The 17,961-nt window shown below is 33.2% G+C and carries 18 protein-coding genes; all 18 read right to left on the bottom strand.

Features of this window, described 5'->3' with window-relative positions; translation table 11 throughout:
- Positions 1-42: 42 nt before the first annotated feature.
- Complete coding sequence (locus tag IMX26_RS02405) at positions 43-342, bottom strand: DUF1292 domain-containing protein (protein WP_195160117.1); 300 nt, start codon at positions 340-342, stop codon at positions 43-45.
- 64 nt (positions 343-406) lie between these two features.
- On the bottom strand, positions 407-820 hold the full coding sequence (ruvX, locus tag IMX26_RS02400) for a Holliday junction resolvase RuvX (protein WP_195160116.1): 414 nt from the start codon (positions 818-820) through the stop codon (positions 407-409).
- A 51-nt stretch (positions 821-871) separates the two neighbouring features.
- On the bottom strand, positions 872-1,819 hold the full coding sequence (locus IMX26_RS02395) for an aldo/keto reductase (RefSeq protein ID WP_195160115.1): 948 nt from the start codon (positions 1,817-1,819) through the stop codon (positions 872-874).
- A gap of 78 nt (positions 1,820-1,897) precedes the next feature.
- A complete protein-coding gene (locus tag IMX26_RS02390; RefSeq protein WP_195160114.1) occupies positions 1,898-2,164 on the bottom strand; it encodes an IreB family regulatory phosphoprotein in 267 nt (88 codons plus the stop codon).
- Positions 2,165-2,332: 168 nt separating this feature from the next.
- Positions 2,333-4,933, bottom strand: a complete 2,601-nt coding sequence (gene alaS, locus IMX26_RS02385) for an alanine--tRNA ligase (RefSeq protein WP_195160113.1) — start codon at positions 4,931-4,933, stop codon at positions 2,333-2,335.
- Entirely contained in the window at positions 4,930-6,006 is a 1,077-nt protein-coding gene (locus tag IMX26_RS02380; RefSeq protein ID WP_195160112.1) for an AI-2E family transporter, read from the bottom strand. Before IMX26_RS02380 ends, alaS begins: the two co-directional genes overlap by 4 nt.
- 223 nt (positions 6,007-6,229) lie before the next feature.
- The gene (locus tag IMX26_RS02375) at positions 6,230-6,442 is read right to left on the bottom strand and encodes a hypothetical protein (protein ID WP_195160111.1); all 213 of its coding nucleotides are present in this window, start codon (positions 6,440-6,442) and stop codon (positions 6,230-6,232) included.
- Positions 6,405-6,923, bottom strand: a complete 519-nt coding sequence (locus tag IMX26_RS02370) for a PRC-barrel domain-containing protein (RefSeq protein WP_195160110.1) — start codon at positions 6,921-6,923, stop codon at positions 6,405-6,407. Before IMX26_RS02370 ends, IMX26_RS02375 begins: the two co-directional genes overlap by 38 nt.
- A 372-nt stretch (positions 6,924-7,295) precedes the next feature.
- Positions 7,296-8,348, bottom strand: coding sequence for a tRNA 2-thiouridine(34) synthase MnmA (gene mnmA, locus IMX26_RS02365; protein WP_195160109.1), 1,053 nt, complete (start codon positions 8,346-8,348; stop codon positions 7,296-7,298).
- Positions 8,330-8,965 carry a YigZ family protein gene (locus IMX26_RS02360; RefSeq protein ID WP_195160108.1) on the bottom strand — a complete coding sequence of 212 codons (636 nt, stop codon included), beginning with the start codon at positions 8,963-8,965 and terminating at the stop codon, positions 8,330-8,332. The genes mnmA and IMX26_RS02360 overlap by 19 nt, the downstream gene beginning before the upstream one ends.
- Entirely contained in the window at positions 8,962-10,302 is a 1,341-nt protein-coding gene (locus IMX26_RS02355) for a replication-associated recombination protein A (RefSeq protein WP_195160107.1), read from the bottom strand. Before IMX26_RS02355 ends, IMX26_RS02360 begins: the two co-directional genes overlap by 4 nt.
- Positions 10,302-11,342 (bottom strand): low-specificity L-threonine aldolase, encoded by a 1,041-nt coding sequence (ltaE, locus tag IMX26_RS02350; protein WP_195160106.1) that lies wholly within the window; start codon positions 11,340-11,342, stop codon positions 10,302-10,304. Before ltaE ends, IMX26_RS02355 begins: the two co-directional genes overlap by 1 nt.
- Positions 11,342-11,776 carry a SoxR reducing system RseC family protein gene (locus IMX26_RS02345; protein ID WP_195160105.1) on the bottom strand — a complete coding sequence of 145 codons (435 nt, stop codon included), beginning with the start codon at positions 11,774-11,776 and terminating at the stop codon, positions 11,342-11,344. The genes ltaE and IMX26_RS02345 overlap by 1 nt, the downstream gene beginning before the upstream one ends.
- A gap of 9 nt (positions 11,777-11,785) precedes the next feature.
- Entirely contained in the window at positions 11,786-13,546 is a 1,761-nt protein-coding gene (aspS, locus tag IMX26_RS02340; protein WP_243259299.1) for an aspartate--tRNA ligase, read from the bottom strand.
- A 4-nt stretch (positions 13,547-13,550) separates the two neighbouring features.
- On the bottom strand, positions 13,551-14,714 hold the full coding sequence (hemZ, locus tag IMX26_RS02335; RefSeq protein ID WP_195160103.1) for a coproporphyrinogen dehydrogenase HemZ: 1,164 nt from the start codon (positions 14,712-14,714) through the stop codon (positions 13,551-13,553).
- Positions 14,690-15,334 (bottom strand): MBL fold metallo-hydrolase, encoded by a 645-nt coding sequence (locus IMX26_RS02330; protein ID WP_195160102.1) that lies wholly within the window; start codon positions 15,332-15,334, stop codon positions 14,690-14,692. Before IMX26_RS02330 ends, hemZ begins: the two co-directional genes overlap by 25 nt.
- 23 nt (positions 15,335-15,357) lie before the next feature.
- Positions 15,358-15,798, bottom strand: coding sequence for a D-aminoacyl-tRNA deacylase (gene dtd, locus IMX26_RS02325; RefSeq protein ID WP_195160101.1), 441 nt, complete (start codon positions 15,796-15,798; stop codon positions 15,358-15,360).
- An 11-nt stretch (positions 15,799-15,809) separates the two neighbouring features.
- On the bottom strand, positions 15,810-17,954 hold the full coding sequence (locus IMX26_RS02320) for a bifunctional (p)ppGpp synthetase/guanosine-3',5'-bis(diphosphate) 3'-pyrophosphohydrolase (protein WP_195160100.1): 2,145 nt from the start codon (positions 17,952-17,954) through the stop codon (positions 15,810-15,812).
- Between the last annotated feature and the right edge of the window lie 7 nt (positions 17,955-17,961).

The following is a 17,961-nucleotide window of genomic DNA, read 5'->3' as shown; positions in this document are numbered from 1 at the left end:
ACAAATTATTTGACACATATTTTTTTAGTAACTATTAGTCTTTTATTGATTGCTATCTTGCTCTAGCTCAAGACTCTCTTCTTCGGACTCAAGCTCATCAATGATATCTTCCCAAGCCTCTACAACAGAGTTCCATTCTGCATCATCTTCTATATCCATAAGAACTTCTTCTTCATTCTCTTTTACAATTTTCATAATAACTGCTTCATCATCTTCGTCAGCTATTGGAAATAAAAAAGCGTATTTGTTCTCTTTTAACTCAAAGATTTCAATGATTTCAAACTCTACTTCTGCGCCATCTTCATCTATTAAAACTACAATTTCTTCTTCACGAAAAGACATAGGTAAATTTACCTCCTTAGTAAACTGATATTATTTTAATTGCTTCCTTAAATCTCGTCAAGTTTTAGCGGTTTTTAAAATCTAAATAATTTTGCAAAATAAGCTGTGCTGCTAATTTATCTATCACTTTTTTTCGCTTTTTTCTACTAACATCGGCACTTATTAAAACATTTTCGGCACCAACTGTTGTTAGGCGCTCATCATGCATTATAATTTCGGCTTTTGTTCTACGAGCTAACTTATCTGCAAACTCTCGGCAAAGTTTTGCCCTTTCACCCTCTGTGCCATTCATATTCTTTGGTAAACCTACAATTACTTTACTAACTTCGTGTTTGTTTGCTAGGGCAGCAATGTATTGTACATCTTTTTTAGCCCCTACACAATTATACACTTCAAGAGGTGTAGCTACCATGCCCATTGGATCACTAAGGGCAACCCCTATTCGTTTATCTCCAACGTCTACTCCTAAATGTCTCATTAACTTCATCCTTTATGCTCAAAATAAATTAAATAGCTTTTATCTTTGATTCTAGATAATTTTAATACAAAACTCTTCGCATACCTGCGAACAATAACCGCATAAGTAACATTTAGTAGTATCTACTACTGCTTTATTATCAACTAACGTTAAAGCCTGTTGCTGACACCTTCTTATGCAATTACCACACCCTGTACACCAGGAGGCAATATGTAATTTACGCTGTTGTTTTGTAAGCTCTGCTAAAAGCTCTTTATTATACTGATTATTGCATAAATAGTCTACAGCAAAGTCTAATTCATGTTTGTTTTGCAAACCTATTGCCATTGAGTCAACTAGACTAAGTTCTTTAACATAGTTAAAGGCTTTTACTATATCACGGTGTAAATTACCTCCACCCAGTGGCTTCATTCCGTATACAGCCTTGTTCATATCTTTTAATTTTTTTATGGCGTTTAACATTTCAGGCATAGTTCCATCAACAATACCTAATCCATGATAGTTTGTGATTGTTTGCACAATATCAATCATGGGATGTTCACATGCAGCTAAAACTCCAGCAATATAATGAGTAGATATGCCTATTGCTCTTATTTTGCCTTGCTCTTTTAATTTAGTTAATTCAATTAAAGCTTCGGCATGCCCCTTTAAAGTAAGATGCGATTCCTGCTCGTGTAAACAATAAATATCAATATAGTCTCTATTTAACTCTCTTAAGGCTTTCTCAACACTTTCTCGAGCAGCCTTTGCTTCATAAGCATAAGTTTTAGAGCAAATAACAATATCATTGCTAATTCCATTAATACCAGCTTTTATTTTATCATAGTTATTATAATATTCAGAAGTGTCAATAAAGTTAATGCCTTTTTCATAAGCCTGTTTAATTAACTGCTCGCTTTTTATTAGACTTAGATTTTTCTGTAATGGGCTTAGTGTTAAACTACCAAAACACAACTGAGAAACCTTTATTCCAGTTTTACCAAGTTCATTGTATTTCATAATTATATCCTTAGGTTAACAAAATCAAACTATTTTACTGTCAACCAAAGGGGGGCGCATAGAGCGACCCCCTTCCTTTTATTTTTTTATGGCATTATTTTTTAAGTAACTGTTTAGTAATATCTCTAGTATTTCATCTCTCTCATACTTGGTGATTGAGATTCTAGCATCTTGATAACTTGTAATGTAAGCTGGGTCACCAGATAAAAGATAGCCAACAATTTGACTAACTGGATTGTAACCTTTATAGTCTAGTGAATCATAAACCTTTGCTAACATATTATTAATTTTTTTACTTTTATCGTTATCAAACTTAAATCTTACGGTACTATCAAAATCACTCATAATAGACCTCCTCTTTTTGACGATTTAATTGAATAAGTCATTACCTATAAGTTTACAACTTATTCATTAATATCGTTTTATAAAATGTAACTTTATCTATTTATTCAATTTATTTTGCTTATTATCCTGCCTAAAAATTATTACATTTCTTTTAAATTAACTGTACTACTATTGAAGTTGTTCTTTTATTAATTCTAAGGCTTTACTTAGAGCCTGTGGTATGGCCTCAGGTTTTTTACCTCCGGCTTGAGCCATTTGGGGCTTTCCACCACCACCGCCACCACAAATCTTAGCGATTTCTTTAATAATTTTACCAGCATGTACGCCCTGCTTAACTGGTTGCTCAGCTACCATTGCAGTTAAAAACACTTTATTATCTACGCTTGAACCTAATACCAATACACTATTTGGTGCTTTTGCTTTTAATGAATCGCCCAGTTGACGTAAGGCATTCATATCTAAATTTTCAACTTGTTTTGTTAAAACAGTAAAACCGTTAATATCTACACTATCATTTAGTAAATTGCCTGTTGAGGAAGCAAACAGTTTTTGCTGTAGGTCATTATTTTTTTTATTAAGATTACTTATTTCTGATTGTAATTCTTCAATTTTATTTAAAAGGTTTTTAGGGGTTACTTTTAAAAACGAAGTAGTTTCATTAACTGCTTGTAGCCTTTCACTAATATATTCATAGGCTGCCTTAGAAGCAACTGCCTCAATTCTACGTATCCCAGAGCCTATACTACCCTCTGAAATAATAATAAAAGTACCTGCTTCAGCAGTAGACTTAAGGTGTGTTCCACCACATAATTCTTTGCTGTAATCTGCAATAGAAACTACTCTAACACTATCACCATATTTTTCTCCAAATAAAGCAGTAGCTCCGTCCTTTACAGCATTCTCTAAACTCATTTCTTCGGTGATAACTGGCTTACCCTTAAATATTTCTTGATTCACTTCATCTTGAATAGCCTTAATTTGCTCATCGGTTACAGACTCAAAATGCGTAAAATCAAAACGTAGTCTATCGGCTGATACCAAAGAGCCAGCCTGATTAACGTGACTACCTAAAATATTCTTTAAGGCTCTATGCAATAAATGAGTGCAGGTATGATGGGCTTTAATTGCTTGCCTATACTCTGTATTTAAAACAGCCTTAACTATGCTATTAACGGTTACTTCGCCACCACTATAAACTCCATAATGTACAATTTTGTTACCTGGTAGTTTTTTAACATCAACTACACTAATAGTAAAGTCATCTGCTATTACTTCACCTTTATCTGCCTTTTGACCACCAGATTCAGCATAAAACGGAGTGTCTTTTAGTAAAAACTCTATATTATACTTAGCTTTTTTGCTATCTACTAGGCTAAAAGCTACTAACTCTGTCTCTACACTAAGCTTATTGTAACCAACAAAACTTCCACCTTCAGCTACATCTTCGAACTTCTTATCGGCAATTACATTACCAACCTGTCCTTTACGAGCGTTACGAGCTCGCTCCTGTTGTTTTTTCATGGCTTTGCTAAACCCTTGAGTATCAACAGTACAGTTATTCTCTTGGGCAATTTCAGAAGTAAGCTCTAATGGAAATCCATAAGTATCATAAAGTTTAAAGGCATTATCACCACTAATTTGAGTTTTATTTTGTGTTTTTAGTTGAGATATAATAGAGATAATTAGCTTTTCACCGTCTTCAAGTGTTCGTAAAAATCTCTCTTCTTCACTTAATATTATTCTTTGAGCCAGCTCTTGTTTTTCTGGCAAGTAATCGTAATGATCCTTCATGGTATTAATAACAGTACCTACCAAAAGGTGTAAAAATGGCTTAGTCATATTTAGGTTTTTACCATAACGAATAGCCCTTCTAATAATTCTTCGTATTACATAACCACGACCCTCATTAGAAGGAAGCGCACCATCAGCAATTGCAAATACTGCTGTACGGATATGATCAGCAATTACACGCATAGCTACCTTGTTGTTTTCATTATATTTTTGGGTAGAAATCTCTTCTACTTTTTTGATAATATCCATAAAAATATCAATTTCATAATTAGAGTCAGCTTCTTGAACAAGTGAAGCTAATCTCTCTAAGCTCATGCCTGTATCAATATTTTTGAATGGTAAATCAGTTAAGCTACCATCAAGTTCTCGGTTATATTGAGTAAATACTAAATTCCAAATCTCTAGATACCTATCACATTCGCAACCTGGTTGACAATTTTTTGAACCGCATCCGTATTTTTCACCACGATCATAATGTATTTCTGAATTAGGGCCACAGGGTCCAGGACCAATTTCCCAAAAATTTTCTTCATCACGATATATTCTTTCTTTAGGCAATCCCACTTTTTTATTCCAAATATTAAATGCCTCATCGTCCTTAGGATTAATAGTTACGTACAATTTGCTTTCATCTAAGTGTAAAATCTCTGTTAGAAACTCCCAAGACCAAGAAATAGCTTCATCTTTAAAATAATCACCTATAGAGAAATTTCCTAACATCTCAAACATAGTATGATGTCTATCTGTTTTTCCTACGTTATCTATATCATTTGTTCTCAAAGACTTTTGACTATTTGCCATTCTAGGTGATGGTGGAACAGCCTGCTTTGAATAGTATTTTTTTAATGGTGCCATACCACAGTTAATCCATAATAATGTTTTATCATTGTTGGGGATTAATGAGTGTGAAGGCAAAATATAATGATTTTTGCTCTTAAAAAAGTCTAAAAAGGCTTTTCTTAACTCAGCGGTTTTCATAGTAATTCCTCCTCTGATATGTATCTAATTTTTCTCCCCCCAAAATATTCAAGTACTGCTTTAATGATTCCAGCTAAAGGCACAGCTAAAATTAAGCCCAAAATACCCCCTACTTTGCCACCAACTATCAACGCTATCAATATCCAAGCGGGTGATAAACCCACTCGGTCACCAAATATTTTTGGAGAAATAATATTACTCTCTATCTGCTGAGTTAAAGTATACAATAAAATAACTTTAAATACCATGCTTGAATCTTGTGAAAATGCTGTAGCTACAGCTGGTAGTAGTCCTATTATAGGACCAAAGTAAGGTATTAAATTCGTAAAACCACTAAATAAGGCTAAAAATAATTTTTGCTCTAAACCAATAAATATCAGTCCTAGATAAATTAACACTACAATAATAGAACATATTATTATTTGACCTTTAATCCAACCAAAAAAAATAGTGTTGAGTCTTCGTTTTAAGTAGCTAATTTTAGCTGTTTTGCTTCTTGGTAAATTTATTTTTATAGCTTTTTTGAGTTTCTCAAAATCCTTTAAAATAAAGAAGATAAGGATAGGTACATATATGATTATAGTTAGTTTTTTTAAAAGATTTTCAAAATCCGAAGTAAGCTTAATAAAAATATCCCATACTAGTGTTTGCCAGTATTCGGTAGCCTTTTGTAAAATTGTATGCGATAAATTACTGTACTCTGGTGATATTTTCGATGCTAATTGATTTATTTTATCTATAGCAACTTGAAATTCTTGCATTTGATGAGGCAAACCGGTAACCATACGTGTTAAGTCATTAATTAGAACAGGCAAAGTAATAAATAATACTAATAATATTGTTACAATTGTTAAAGAAAAAACAATAATAACAGCATTATTTCTATTACCCACTCTGTGCTCAAGTCTTTTTACCGGTTGGTTCAGCAAATAAGCACATATAAAACTAAACAATAAAGGATATAAAACTCCATTTATCGTTTGAGAATTATAATGCCACCATAATAAAGTCACTACCCCTAAAATAAAACTAAGAATAGCTAATATCCACTTTTGACTAGAAATTTTAATCATCTTTTTACTCAATTCTATTTTTATCAAGTTTTACTGGAACAGTTTTAACTAAGTTAATAGTTTAATCATACTTAAATTCCACACAGTCCACACCGTGAGCAAAGCGAACCCACACCGTGCTACACAACGTGTAGCATCCAAACCATGAGTGCAAATACATTTTAAGTAATAATAAGATACCTTTGCACGAATCCACACCGAAGGGGTCGCTTAGCGACCCCTTCTATGAGTTGGTTACTGCTACTTGGAATAAATACTTTGCCTCAGATAATGTTCTTAATTCTAAGGTACCATCTTCAAGTACTGCATATACATGATAGTCTTCTTTGGATACATTAATTTCATTAAAACAATCCGAACAGTAAAACTGTTTATTGGCAACTCTACCAACTGCTTTACTACCACATATCGGACAAGTCGTTAAGCAAGCTTTCATCTTTTACTCCCTTTTGTAAAATACAATTAGATTTACTTAGAGAGAAGCTGTTTGGGAGTTCTATTCGTTTTCTACCATAAATTAAATCAGAAATAATACCACCACTAATATCTAACGCTACTAATATCCCACTATTTTCATCAATAACTAAATCATCTATTATACCTAATTCATCACCAGCCCTACTGATTAATCTTTGATTATTAAATCCCTGTTCTGCCATTGCTTGATAAACATCAGGAATCGAGCTAGGTTTATATAAGGCATTATTTGAGGTAATAGTTACAGTATCGTTACCAATATTAATAATGTTTTCAGGCGTAATAACCAGTTTGGAGTTTATTAAAGCAACTTTTTCTATTAACAAACCTATTAATCTACGCTGAGACACACTATATATAACATCTATAACACTACCAATTTTTTGACCAGTATCTAATGCAATAACTGGCAAATTAAGAATATCTTTAATTCTCTTCATTTTGTTTCATTCCGTTTTTGAATAGTATAACCGTGCCCCTTTGCTTTAATACTCAGAATAATAATATTTTAGTAACACTTGTAAAAATCAGCTAAATTTCAATTTTATAATTGAATGTTTATTCTTCACTATTTATTTTAATCAATTTCGTTATGACCAGCTTTACTATTTTTATAGTTTATTAAATGCAATTTTTATATAAAATAAAAAGGAATATATCATTAATAAAATAATGTTATATCCCTATGGTTACTCAATAATCTATTGTCATTTACTTCCGCGCTAGCCCAAACCGTAACCCTAGAGGGTTACCCACACCATATTTCACAAGGTGAAATATCCACCCCGCGAAGCCATAGGCAAGCCCAACCCTTACTCAATCACTCCGCCACCTATTAATCTTTTACCACTATAAAAAACGGCAGACTGACCAGGGGTAATAGCTCTTTGGGGTTCATTAAATTCTATTACTACTTTTTTTGCAATAAATTTAATAATTTTAGCTGGTTCTGGCTTACTTCGGTAGCGAATTTTTACTAGAATTTCATTATTTAATGGGTGTTCACCAGCTAACCAGTTAACATTATTTACAGAGAGCTTAGTTTTAAATAAATTTTCATTTTTACCAATGGTAACTGAATGGTTTTTTGAGTTAATTTTCGTTACATAGGCAGGATGCCCTAATGCTACTCCTAAACCTTTGCGTTGACCTATAGTATAATTTTGAATACCATTATGTCTACCAATTTTGTTACCCTTTGTATCTAATAAATCACCAGCAATGCCTGTTTTATTAGTATTTTCTTGCCAGTATTTTTTGTAATCGTTATCATCTATAAAACATATTTCTTGACTTTCACCTTTACTGGCAATTGGTAAGTTCCAGTTAAAAGCCAGTTCTCTTACTTTAGTTTTAGAATAATCCCCTAAAGGAAACATGGTGTGCTGTAAAATCTGCTGATTTAAGTTATACATCATATAAGTTTGGTCTTTACTTTCATCATCTGCTCTATATACTTCATGTTGTTTGCTTTCATTATTATATTTTTGTATTACATAATGTCCTGTTGCTATTTTATTGTAGCCTAACACTTTAGCATGATTTAACAAAGCACCAAATTTAATATATTTATTGCAGGTTACACATGGATTAGGTGTTCTTCCGTTTTCGTATTCAGTTAAAAATTGTTTAATAACTGTTTCATAAAATTCTTTGCGTAAGTTAATTACATGGTGTTCTATGCCTAAAAAATTAGCCACAAGTTTGGCATCTTTTACTGTCTTTTTTTCTTTTTCACTATTGGCAGAGTTAGATATCACCATTGTTATTCCACAAATATCATAACCTTGTTCTTTTAGCATATATGCTACTACTGAGCTATCTACTCCACCACTCATTGCAACAGCTATTTTATCTCTTGCCATACAAATTCTCCTAAACTAATTTCTGCTACACCTCTAGTTAAGTCTCTTATTAACGTTTTAAACTTGTCAATATCTTGGGGCTTTAACAATGCTATAATTTTTACATTGGCATCATAAACAATATTTTTAATAGAGCCTTTTAATTTTTCAACATGATGAATTACATCACCCAACTGATTATACTCTACTGGCTTAACCTCCACTATTTGAAAAGCTTCATTTTCAATAATCTTTGTTTCAGAAATAGTTTTAGAAGCCGTTCTTCCATAGGCTCGTATTAAACCACCAACTCCTTGATTAACACCACCATAATAGCGAGTAATAACAACAGCTATATTAGTTAAATCATTACCCTCGATTGCTTTAGATACAGGGGGACCAGATGAATTAGCAGGTTCGCCATCATCACTATACCTAAGTATAGTATTTTCATTAATTCCAATTTTATAAGCCCAAACATGATGCGTTGCATCGGGATATAAATCTCTTATTTTTTGAATAAACTTGTTTGCTTCTTCAACCGTTGTTGCTGGTGAAGCACTGCCATAAAAACGGCATAAGCCCACTTTATTTTTAAAGTGGACTTCAGTTTTAATTGTTTTAAACGTATTTATCATTTTTGCTCCCCCTGATTAGTACGAGTCCATAACTTTATTAATCTCTCAAGCATTTTCCTTTCGTGCCCATTTGAACTTGGGTAATAGTATCTATCATTCTTAACACTGTCAGGTAAATACTGTTGAACTACAAAATTATCTTTATAGTTATGAGGGTAAATATAACCCTTTCCATGACCGAGTTTGGCAGCACTTTTATAGCTAGCATCCTTTAAACTATTTGGTATACCACTAAACTCTTTTTCTCGTACAGCTTGTTGGGCATCTTTTATGGCCTTGTAACTACTGTTGCTTTTTGGAGCACAAGCAATATAACTAACAGCTTGAGCTAGTATTATTCTACCCTCTGGAAATCCAACAAAATTGCACGCTTGAGCAGCATTATTAGCTATTATTAATGCCATAGGGTCGGCATTGCCAACATCCTCTGAAGCACAAATTATTATTCTACGTGCTATAAACCTAATGTCTTCTCCAGCTTCTATCATGCGAGCTAAGTAATACAGGGCAGCATCAGGATCACTACCCCTCATAGATTTAATAAATGCAGAAACTGTATCATAGTGGGCATCATGATTTTTATCATAATATATTGCTTTTTGTTGAATAGATTCAACAGCAATGTCAAGAGTGATGTTTATAACTCCTTGTTCATCTTCTTGTGTTGTTAATACTGCTAATTCTACTGCATTTAAGGCAGTTCTAGCATCACCATTACAAACCCTAATAATATGATTAAAAGCCTCTTCAGTAATTTTTATTTTTAAATTACCTAAGCCATTAATTTTGTCGGTTAAAGCATTGGTTATTATTTGAGATATAGCTTCATTTGATAGAGTCTCTAATTTAAATATACGTGATCTAGATAATAGCGGGGCATTAACCTCAAAAAAGGGGTTCTCAGTTGTTGCACCTATTAGGGTTATTATACCCTTTTCAACACTAGGTAATAAGGCATCCTGCTGGGATCTATTAAAGCGATGAATTTCATCTATAAATAAAATAGTTCTTCTAGCAGACAAAGCTAAAAGCTCTTTTGCATTAGCTATAATTCTTCTTATATCTTTAACGCCATCCATAACAGCATTAATCTGCTCAAAATTACGCTCTGTAGTGTTAGCAATAATTCTTGCTAAGGTAGTTTTACCTGTACCAGGTGGCCCATAAAATATCATGGACGTTAATCTATCTGCTTTAATGGCTCTATTAAGCAAACACCCTTCTCCAATTATATGATTCTGCCCTACAAACTCGTTAAGAGACTTAGGACGCATTCTGGAGGCAAGAGGTGCATTAGATTTTAACTGTTCAATTATATTTCTATCAAATATATTCATTATAACTCATTCATGACCTGTTTAATTAAGTGTGCTGCTTTTACACAGTCTTGTTCAGTTACATCTAAATGAGTAACTAATCTTATTTTGTTATTGCCCATGTCGTTAAACAAGACACCTTTGTCTTTTAATTTTTGACATAATGTTGCCGCCAAAATTAGTTTTTTATCAACATCACAAAAGACTATATTTGAGTGAACATCAGATAAGTTTACATTTAATCCTTTTATTTCGCTCACTTCTTTAGCGAGTAATAAAGCATTATCATGGTCTTGCTTAAGCCTGTTTATATTATTCTCTAAGGCATATATGCCTGCTGCGGCTACAATGCCCGCTTGTCGCATACCGCCACCCACCATTTTACGATAACGACGAGCCTTAGCAATAAACTCTTTTGAACCAAGCAGTAATCCGCCTATAGGTGCTCCTAAACCCTTAGATAAACAAAGCTGTACACTATCGTATGGCTTTACAAACTCACTTATATCACAGTTTAAAGATGTTGCACCATTAAAGGCTCTTGCACCGTCTAGGTGTAATTTTAAGTTGTGTTTGTCAGCTATTTTTTTTACTTGTAGCTGTTGCTCTAAACTTATTACTGTTCCACCGGCTAGGTTATGGGTATTTTCAATACAAATTAATTTTGTCTCTGGAAAATGAACATTCTCTGTTCTTATATTTTTTTCAATTTTTTGAGGGTCAATAAAACCCTTAACACCTTCAATACAACGTGGATTAAGTCCTGCTAAGCCAGCAATTCCACCAACCTCAAACAAGTAAATATGAGAGTTTGCTTCTAAAATAACCTCATTACTACGATTGCAATGGCTTAAAAGCGCCAACAAGTTACCTTGAGTTCCACTAGTTACAAATAATGCTGCTTCTTTTTTCAACATCTCTGCTCCCAGAGCCTCCAGCCTGTTTACAGTAGGGTCATCACGGTAAACATCATCACCTACCTCTGCTCTATACATAGCCAATCGCATTTCTTCAGTAGGTTTTGTTACTGTATCACTTCTTAAATCAATAAAGTTCCTCATTAAAAAACCCCCTCAACGTTTTCTTTATCTACAATGCTAATAGCAACGACCTGATACTTGTTTTTGCTCTTTCTAAATCTCTCTAAAAAGAATCTATTAAAGGCAAAGCTTCCCAATAAACCAATAAGTCCTATTCCAAAGGTCTGCAACTGCGTAAGCTCTAACGCGCTACCAATTAGTAGCCCTGTTAACAAAGCTACTAAGGGTATACCATAGGCAATTAAAGCAGCATTTGCTATTGTTCCTTTTGGCATTACTAACTCTACATATTGACCTTCTTTGGCATTTGCTTTATTTAACGCAGTAACTATTTGAGTTTTTGACTCTGCTTTACCTATAGCACAACCACCACAGTTACTACAAGCAGAATGCCTTAACAGTTGTACAGAAACTAAATCATTTTTTACCTCTGTAACTAAACCTTGTCGTTGCATTTTTTTATCCTACTTTTCTAATTTTTTTATATACAGCTCTTCCAACTGTTTACTATCCACAAATCCTGGAGCACCTGACATTAACGATGATGCACTAGTTGTTTTTGGGAATGCAATTACATCTCTAATATTAGTAAGATGTAACATTTCCATTACTAATCTATCTAATCCAAAAGCAATACCACCATGTGGTGGGGTGCCATATTTTAAAGCCTCAATAAAAAAGCCAAATTTTTCTTCAGCGTCTTGCTCAGAAAAACCTAATGCTGAGAACATTTTCTTTTGCACATCTTGATTAAAAATTCTAATGCTTCCTCCACCAATTTCAACACCATTTAACACCATGTCGTAGGCTTTGGCTCTAGCTTCTCCGGGTGAAGAAACTAACAAATCTACATCTTCGTCTTTAGGCATAGTAAACGGATGATGCGATGCTACATAACGCTTAGCCTCGTCATCGTATTCAAAAAGTGGAAAATCAACTACCCACAAAAACTCCCATTTTGCTTGATCAATTAGCTCTAAATCTTCAGCTAGTTTTAAACGCAATGCCCCTAATGATTTTGATACGGTATTATAATCTGCAGCAATAATAAATACTATATCTCCAACTTTAGCATTGGCTTGTTTTGCTAAGTCTGCTATTTCTGTATCTGTTAAAAACTTTGAAATAGAGGACTTAATGCCATCCTCATTATATGCTACCCAAATTAAACCCATAGCACCATATTTTTTTACATATTTTGTATAATTATCGTATTGTTTTCTACTGAATTTGGTTTGAGGTACAGTAATGCTCTTAATTACTCCTCCGTTTTTCAAAGTGGTTGAGAACACCTTGAACTCACTATTGTTAAATACTGATTCAATATCAGTTATTTCTAAATCAAAGCGAGTATCTGGTTTGTCGCTACCATATTTATTCATAGCAGTTTCATAACTCATTATAGGAAATGATTGCTCTGGCAAGTCTATGTTTAGCACATCTTTAAATACCCTTTTCACCATTCCTTCTGCCATTGCTCTTACATCTTGCTCATCTACAAAAGACATTTCTATATCAACTTGAGTAAATTCAGGCTGTCTATCTGCTCTTAAGTCCTCATCCCTAAAACAACGAGCAATTTGAAAATATCTATCATAACCACCAACCATTAATAGTTGTTTGAATATCTGTGGTGACTGGGGTAAGGCATAGAATGTTCCTTTATTTACTCTGCTCGGTACTAAATAATCTCTGGCACCCTCTGGTGTTGATTTAGTTAAAATAGGGGTTTCAATCTCCATAAACTGATTATTATCTAAATAATCTCTAATACTTTTGGCTATTTTATGTCTCATCATGAGAGATTTTTGAAGCTCTGGTCTTCTTAAATCCAAATAACGGTATTTTAAACGTAAACTCTCTTCTGCATTAACATCATCTTTAATATAAAATGGGGGTGTTTCAGCATTATTAAGTACTGACAAATCATTAACAATAATTTCTATGTCACCAGTCTTCATATGTTCATTAACTTGTCCATCTGGTCTTTTTTGAACTAAACCTTTAACAGAAATAACATACTCAGATCTTATGCTATCTACTTCACTGGATTTATCAGTTAATTGGTTAGGGTCTACATTTAATTGAACAATACCCGTTCTATCTCTTAATGTTATAAAAAGAAGTCCACCTAAATTTCTTCTTTTTTGAACCCAGCCATTTAAAACTACAATCTCACCACTATTATTGACATTAAGATTTCCACACATATGTGTTCTTTTCATAAGCTTACTTACACTCATAATTTTTAAACCACCTTATTTTTTTATCTATTATTGAGTTGATGTTATTAATATAATTTACTGCATTTTTGGGCGTTGATAGCCTTGTAAACTTTTTATCTTTATCTAAAACCTTGGTAACGGCACCTGCCCCGCAGGCATAAATAGAACATAATTCACTAATCATTACCATGTTATAAATACACTCGTAGCCTTTTATGCTGTAACCTATATTAGCATGTCCACCTACAGTATTTTTTTGTCTGTATAAATAATATGGTATATAAAAATCTGTTAAGTTTTTTGTTGTAATTTGGTTCATCTCTAGTAAAAGTTGTTCATTTAATTCAGCAAAATTGTTTTTCACAGTCATAAATGAAGACCTTTTTCTTGCCAGGTTATGCACTGTAATATTATGTGGTTTAAATGCTTTAATTTTCGTTAAAGTATCTACTACATCAGCTATATTTTCAGCTGGCAAACCTAGTATCATATCCATATTTAAAATGAAATCATAACTTTTAGCTATCTCTACAGCATTATATACTTGTTCTATAGTGTGATTTCTATTCACTTTTTTAAGGGTTTTAATATTCATTGTTTGGGGATTAATACTGACTCTTGAAACCCCATATTGTTTTAATAATTGAAATTTTTCATTTGTTACTGTGTCAGCTCTGCCTGCCTCTACAGTAAACTCCACAACCTTTGATAACTCATATTTATTTAATAAACTCAAGATACTTTGTAAACTATTATAATCAAAAACAGTAGGAGTACCACCACCTATATAAACTATAGCAATAATTTTACCACTATCTTTAAGGTAAGTTAGTACTTGATCTAACTCTAGTAGTAAACACTCTAAGTATTGCTTTTGTAAATCCTTAGATTTGCTGTTTTCAATGGTTATGAAAGAACAATAGGTACATCTGCTAGGACAAAAAGGAATATTAATATATAGAGCCACGTTATTAACATTTTTCAATATGTTAGCTGTAACTTTTTGTTCTGTATTAGCAACACTAATTAATAAGTCTGCTGTACTTGAAAAGAGCCCGTGTTTTTCGATTAATATATCTTTAATAGTCTCATCACTGTTTTGTATTTTATAATAATTCACAAGTTTTACGGGTCTTACACCTCTTAATTTTCCCCACTCTTTTGACAATATGGATTATTCTCCTTTTCAAAACCTATTGTTGTTGTTTTACTATGCCCTGGGTAAACAAAGGTATCATTAGGTAATTTCATGAGTTTTTGTAGCGAGTTTAGTATTTTAGGTAAATCGCCACCTGGTAAATCTACTCGTCCAATAGATCTTCTAAACAGGGTGTCTCCACTAAATAAAAGACTCTCTGACTCACAGTACAAAGATATGCCTCCTTCTGTGTGTCCGGGAGTTTCAATAACTGTTAGCTCTATCTCTCCAATTTTAATTTTATCGCTGTCTTTTAGTAGTATTGTAGCACTTGGTTGATCTTTATCCATACCTAGATATTGAGCTAAGAGCTCATCTGTATCCTGTAACATAATGGCATCTTTTTCACCAATAGCTATATCACAATTATATCTATTAGAGATTATTTTATTGCCTGCAATATGATCACTGTGCCCATGAGTATTAATAATCATTTCTATCTTAAAATCTAAATCAATGTTATCAATTGCTGACAATAATACCTTAATACCATCAGCAGGATCTATAATAGCTGCTTTTAAGCTATCTTCACAAATAATAAGGTATGTGTTGGTAGCTAATTTTCCATTGGGTATTGCTTTCACTAACATAGACTCACATCCTTTATCTCATTTTATAAACTATCTATAATTAAAGTAACTGGTCCATCATTGATTAAATCAATCTGCATATTAGCGCCAAATACTCCATTTTTCACTGTAGCTACGTGTTCTTTAGCTTTTGCAATAAATTTTTTATATAAATCATTGGCTATATCAGGTTTCGCTGCATAACTGTAGCTGGGTCGTCTACCTCTTCTACAATCACCATATAGGGTAAATTGTGAAACAATTAGCAGCTCTCCGTTTGTATCTAACAATGACAAATTCATTTTACCATTATCGTCAGAAAAAACGCGTAAATTGACAATTTTCTCTACTAACCAAGCTATTTGATCTTCACTATCTTCTTGATTAACAGCAAGCAAAACTAATAAACCATTGTTAATATTTGAATAAAGCTCATTTTTTATAGTAACACTAGCTTTACTTACACGTTGTATTACAGCCCTCATAATATCACCTATTACACCCTTCTTACTTCATGTACATCGTGAATACTTTTTATTCTGCTCATCAATTTTTGCAACATCTTTAAGTTAAGTACATCTAGTGTTACATATACTATTCCACGTCTTGAATGTAGTGTAGAAATATTGATATCTAAGCTAGATATTACTCCTAAGATATCAAAAATAACACCAGGTCTATCCGATGACATTATTTGTAAAGGTACTGGATACGTGCTATTTTGATCATCATTCCACATTACATCTATAAATCTATCCGTTTCATCACTTTTAGCTAATATATTACTACAATCCACCCTGTGAATGGTAACACCTTTACCTCTTGTTATATAGCCAATAACTTGATCTCCGGGTATAGGATTACAACATCTTGCAAGTTTTAAAAGAGCATTGTTAATACCTTGAATCTCAATTCCTTTGGTAGGTATAGTTGGCTGCTGCTCGTTTTCAATAATTTTCTCTAACACATTTTCGGGTTCGTATTTCTCTCTATAATAGTCTATAAATCTATTTGCAACTCCATAAGGAGAATGGCTTCCATAACCAATAGCCGCCAACAAGTCATCAAAAGAATTATAGTTAAAGTCATCTAATACATAAGAAACAAAATCGTATTCCTTATTATTTAATACATCTTTTACCTCTATGCCTGCTTTTTTTATCTCAGTAATTAACAGGTCTTGTCCTTGGATAATATTCTCTTCTCGTTGCTCTCTTTTAAACCATTGTCTTATTCGAGAACGAGCTGAAGAAGTTTTTACAATATTAAGCCAGTCTCTACTTGGCCCATGTACGCTTTTAGAGGTTAAAATTTGTACTATATCTCCAGTTTGCAATTGATAATCAAGTGAGACTATAGCTCCATTTATTTTGGCCCCTATGCATCTATTACCTACCTCTGTGTGGATTCTATAAGCGAAATCTATAGGAACAGCACCAGATGGCAAGTCAACTACATCACCCTTTGGCGTAAAGACAAATACTTGGTCTGAAAATAAATCTACTTTAAGGCTATCTACAAACTCTTCAACGTCTTTAAGCTCTTGCTGGAACTCAATAACTTGCCTTAACCAAGCTAACTTAGATTCAAAACTTGCGTTTTCACTAGCGCCTTCTTTGTACTTCCAGTGTGCCGCAATACCATACTCTGCTGTGTGATGCATGTCTACTGTTCTTATTTGAATCTCTACAGGTTCTTTGCGTAAACCAATTACTGTTGTATGTAAAGATTGATACATGTTTGGTTTAGGCATAGCAATGTAGTCTTTGAATCTGCCAGGAAGTGGTGTCCACATGGTATGAACAACTCCTAAGGCACCGTAACAGTCCTTTACACTATCTACAATAATTCTAACAGCAGTTAAATCATATATTTCATCAAATGACTTATTTTTATCTACCATTTTTTTATAGATGCCAAAAAAGTGTTTGGGCCTACCCTTTATCTCCGCTTTTATATTCACTTCTGATAATTTGTGTTCTAAGGTATTTATAATGTCGGTAACAAAGCCCTCTCGCTCTGATCTCTTTTTATCAATTAGAGCTCTTATTTCTTGATATCTTTCTGGACGTATATATCTTAGAGACTGATCCTCTAGTTCAGATTTTAGAGAATTCATTCCTAATCTGTTCGCTAAAGGGGCATATATTTCTAGTGTTTCTTGAGCAACTCTTTTTTGTTTCTCCATAGATGTACTATTTAGTGTTCTTATATTATGCAATCTGTCTGCAAGCTTAATAATAACAACTCTAATATCACTAGACATTGCTAAAAACATTTTATGAAGATTATGAGCCTGCTGCTCTGTTCTAGTTTTGCCCTCCATACTAGTTAATTTAGTTACTCCATCTACTAAGAGAGCTATTCTTGCTCCAAAAATCTTTTTTATTTCATTAACAGAAGTAGCAGAGTCCTCTACAACATCATGTAGTAACCCTGCAACTATAGTTTCGAAGTCCATTTCTAAATAGTCAGCCAACAAAATAGCAACAGCAAGCGGATGACTTATATAAGGCTCACCACTCTCACGAAACTGATCTTTATGGGCATTTAATGCTACATCGTAGGCCTTATAAAGTGTTTCCTGTTGAATATCTGTTAGCTCAAATTTTAATTTTTCGGTTAAAGCAGTTAAGTCCACAATACTC

Source organism: Clostridium sp. 'deep sea', assembly GCF_014931565.1.
Taxonomy (GTDB): Bacteria; Bacillota; UBA994; order PWPR01; family PWPR01.
Note: the sequence above shows the minus strand (reverse complement) of the source record. Positions and strands in the feature narration are given on the sequence as shown.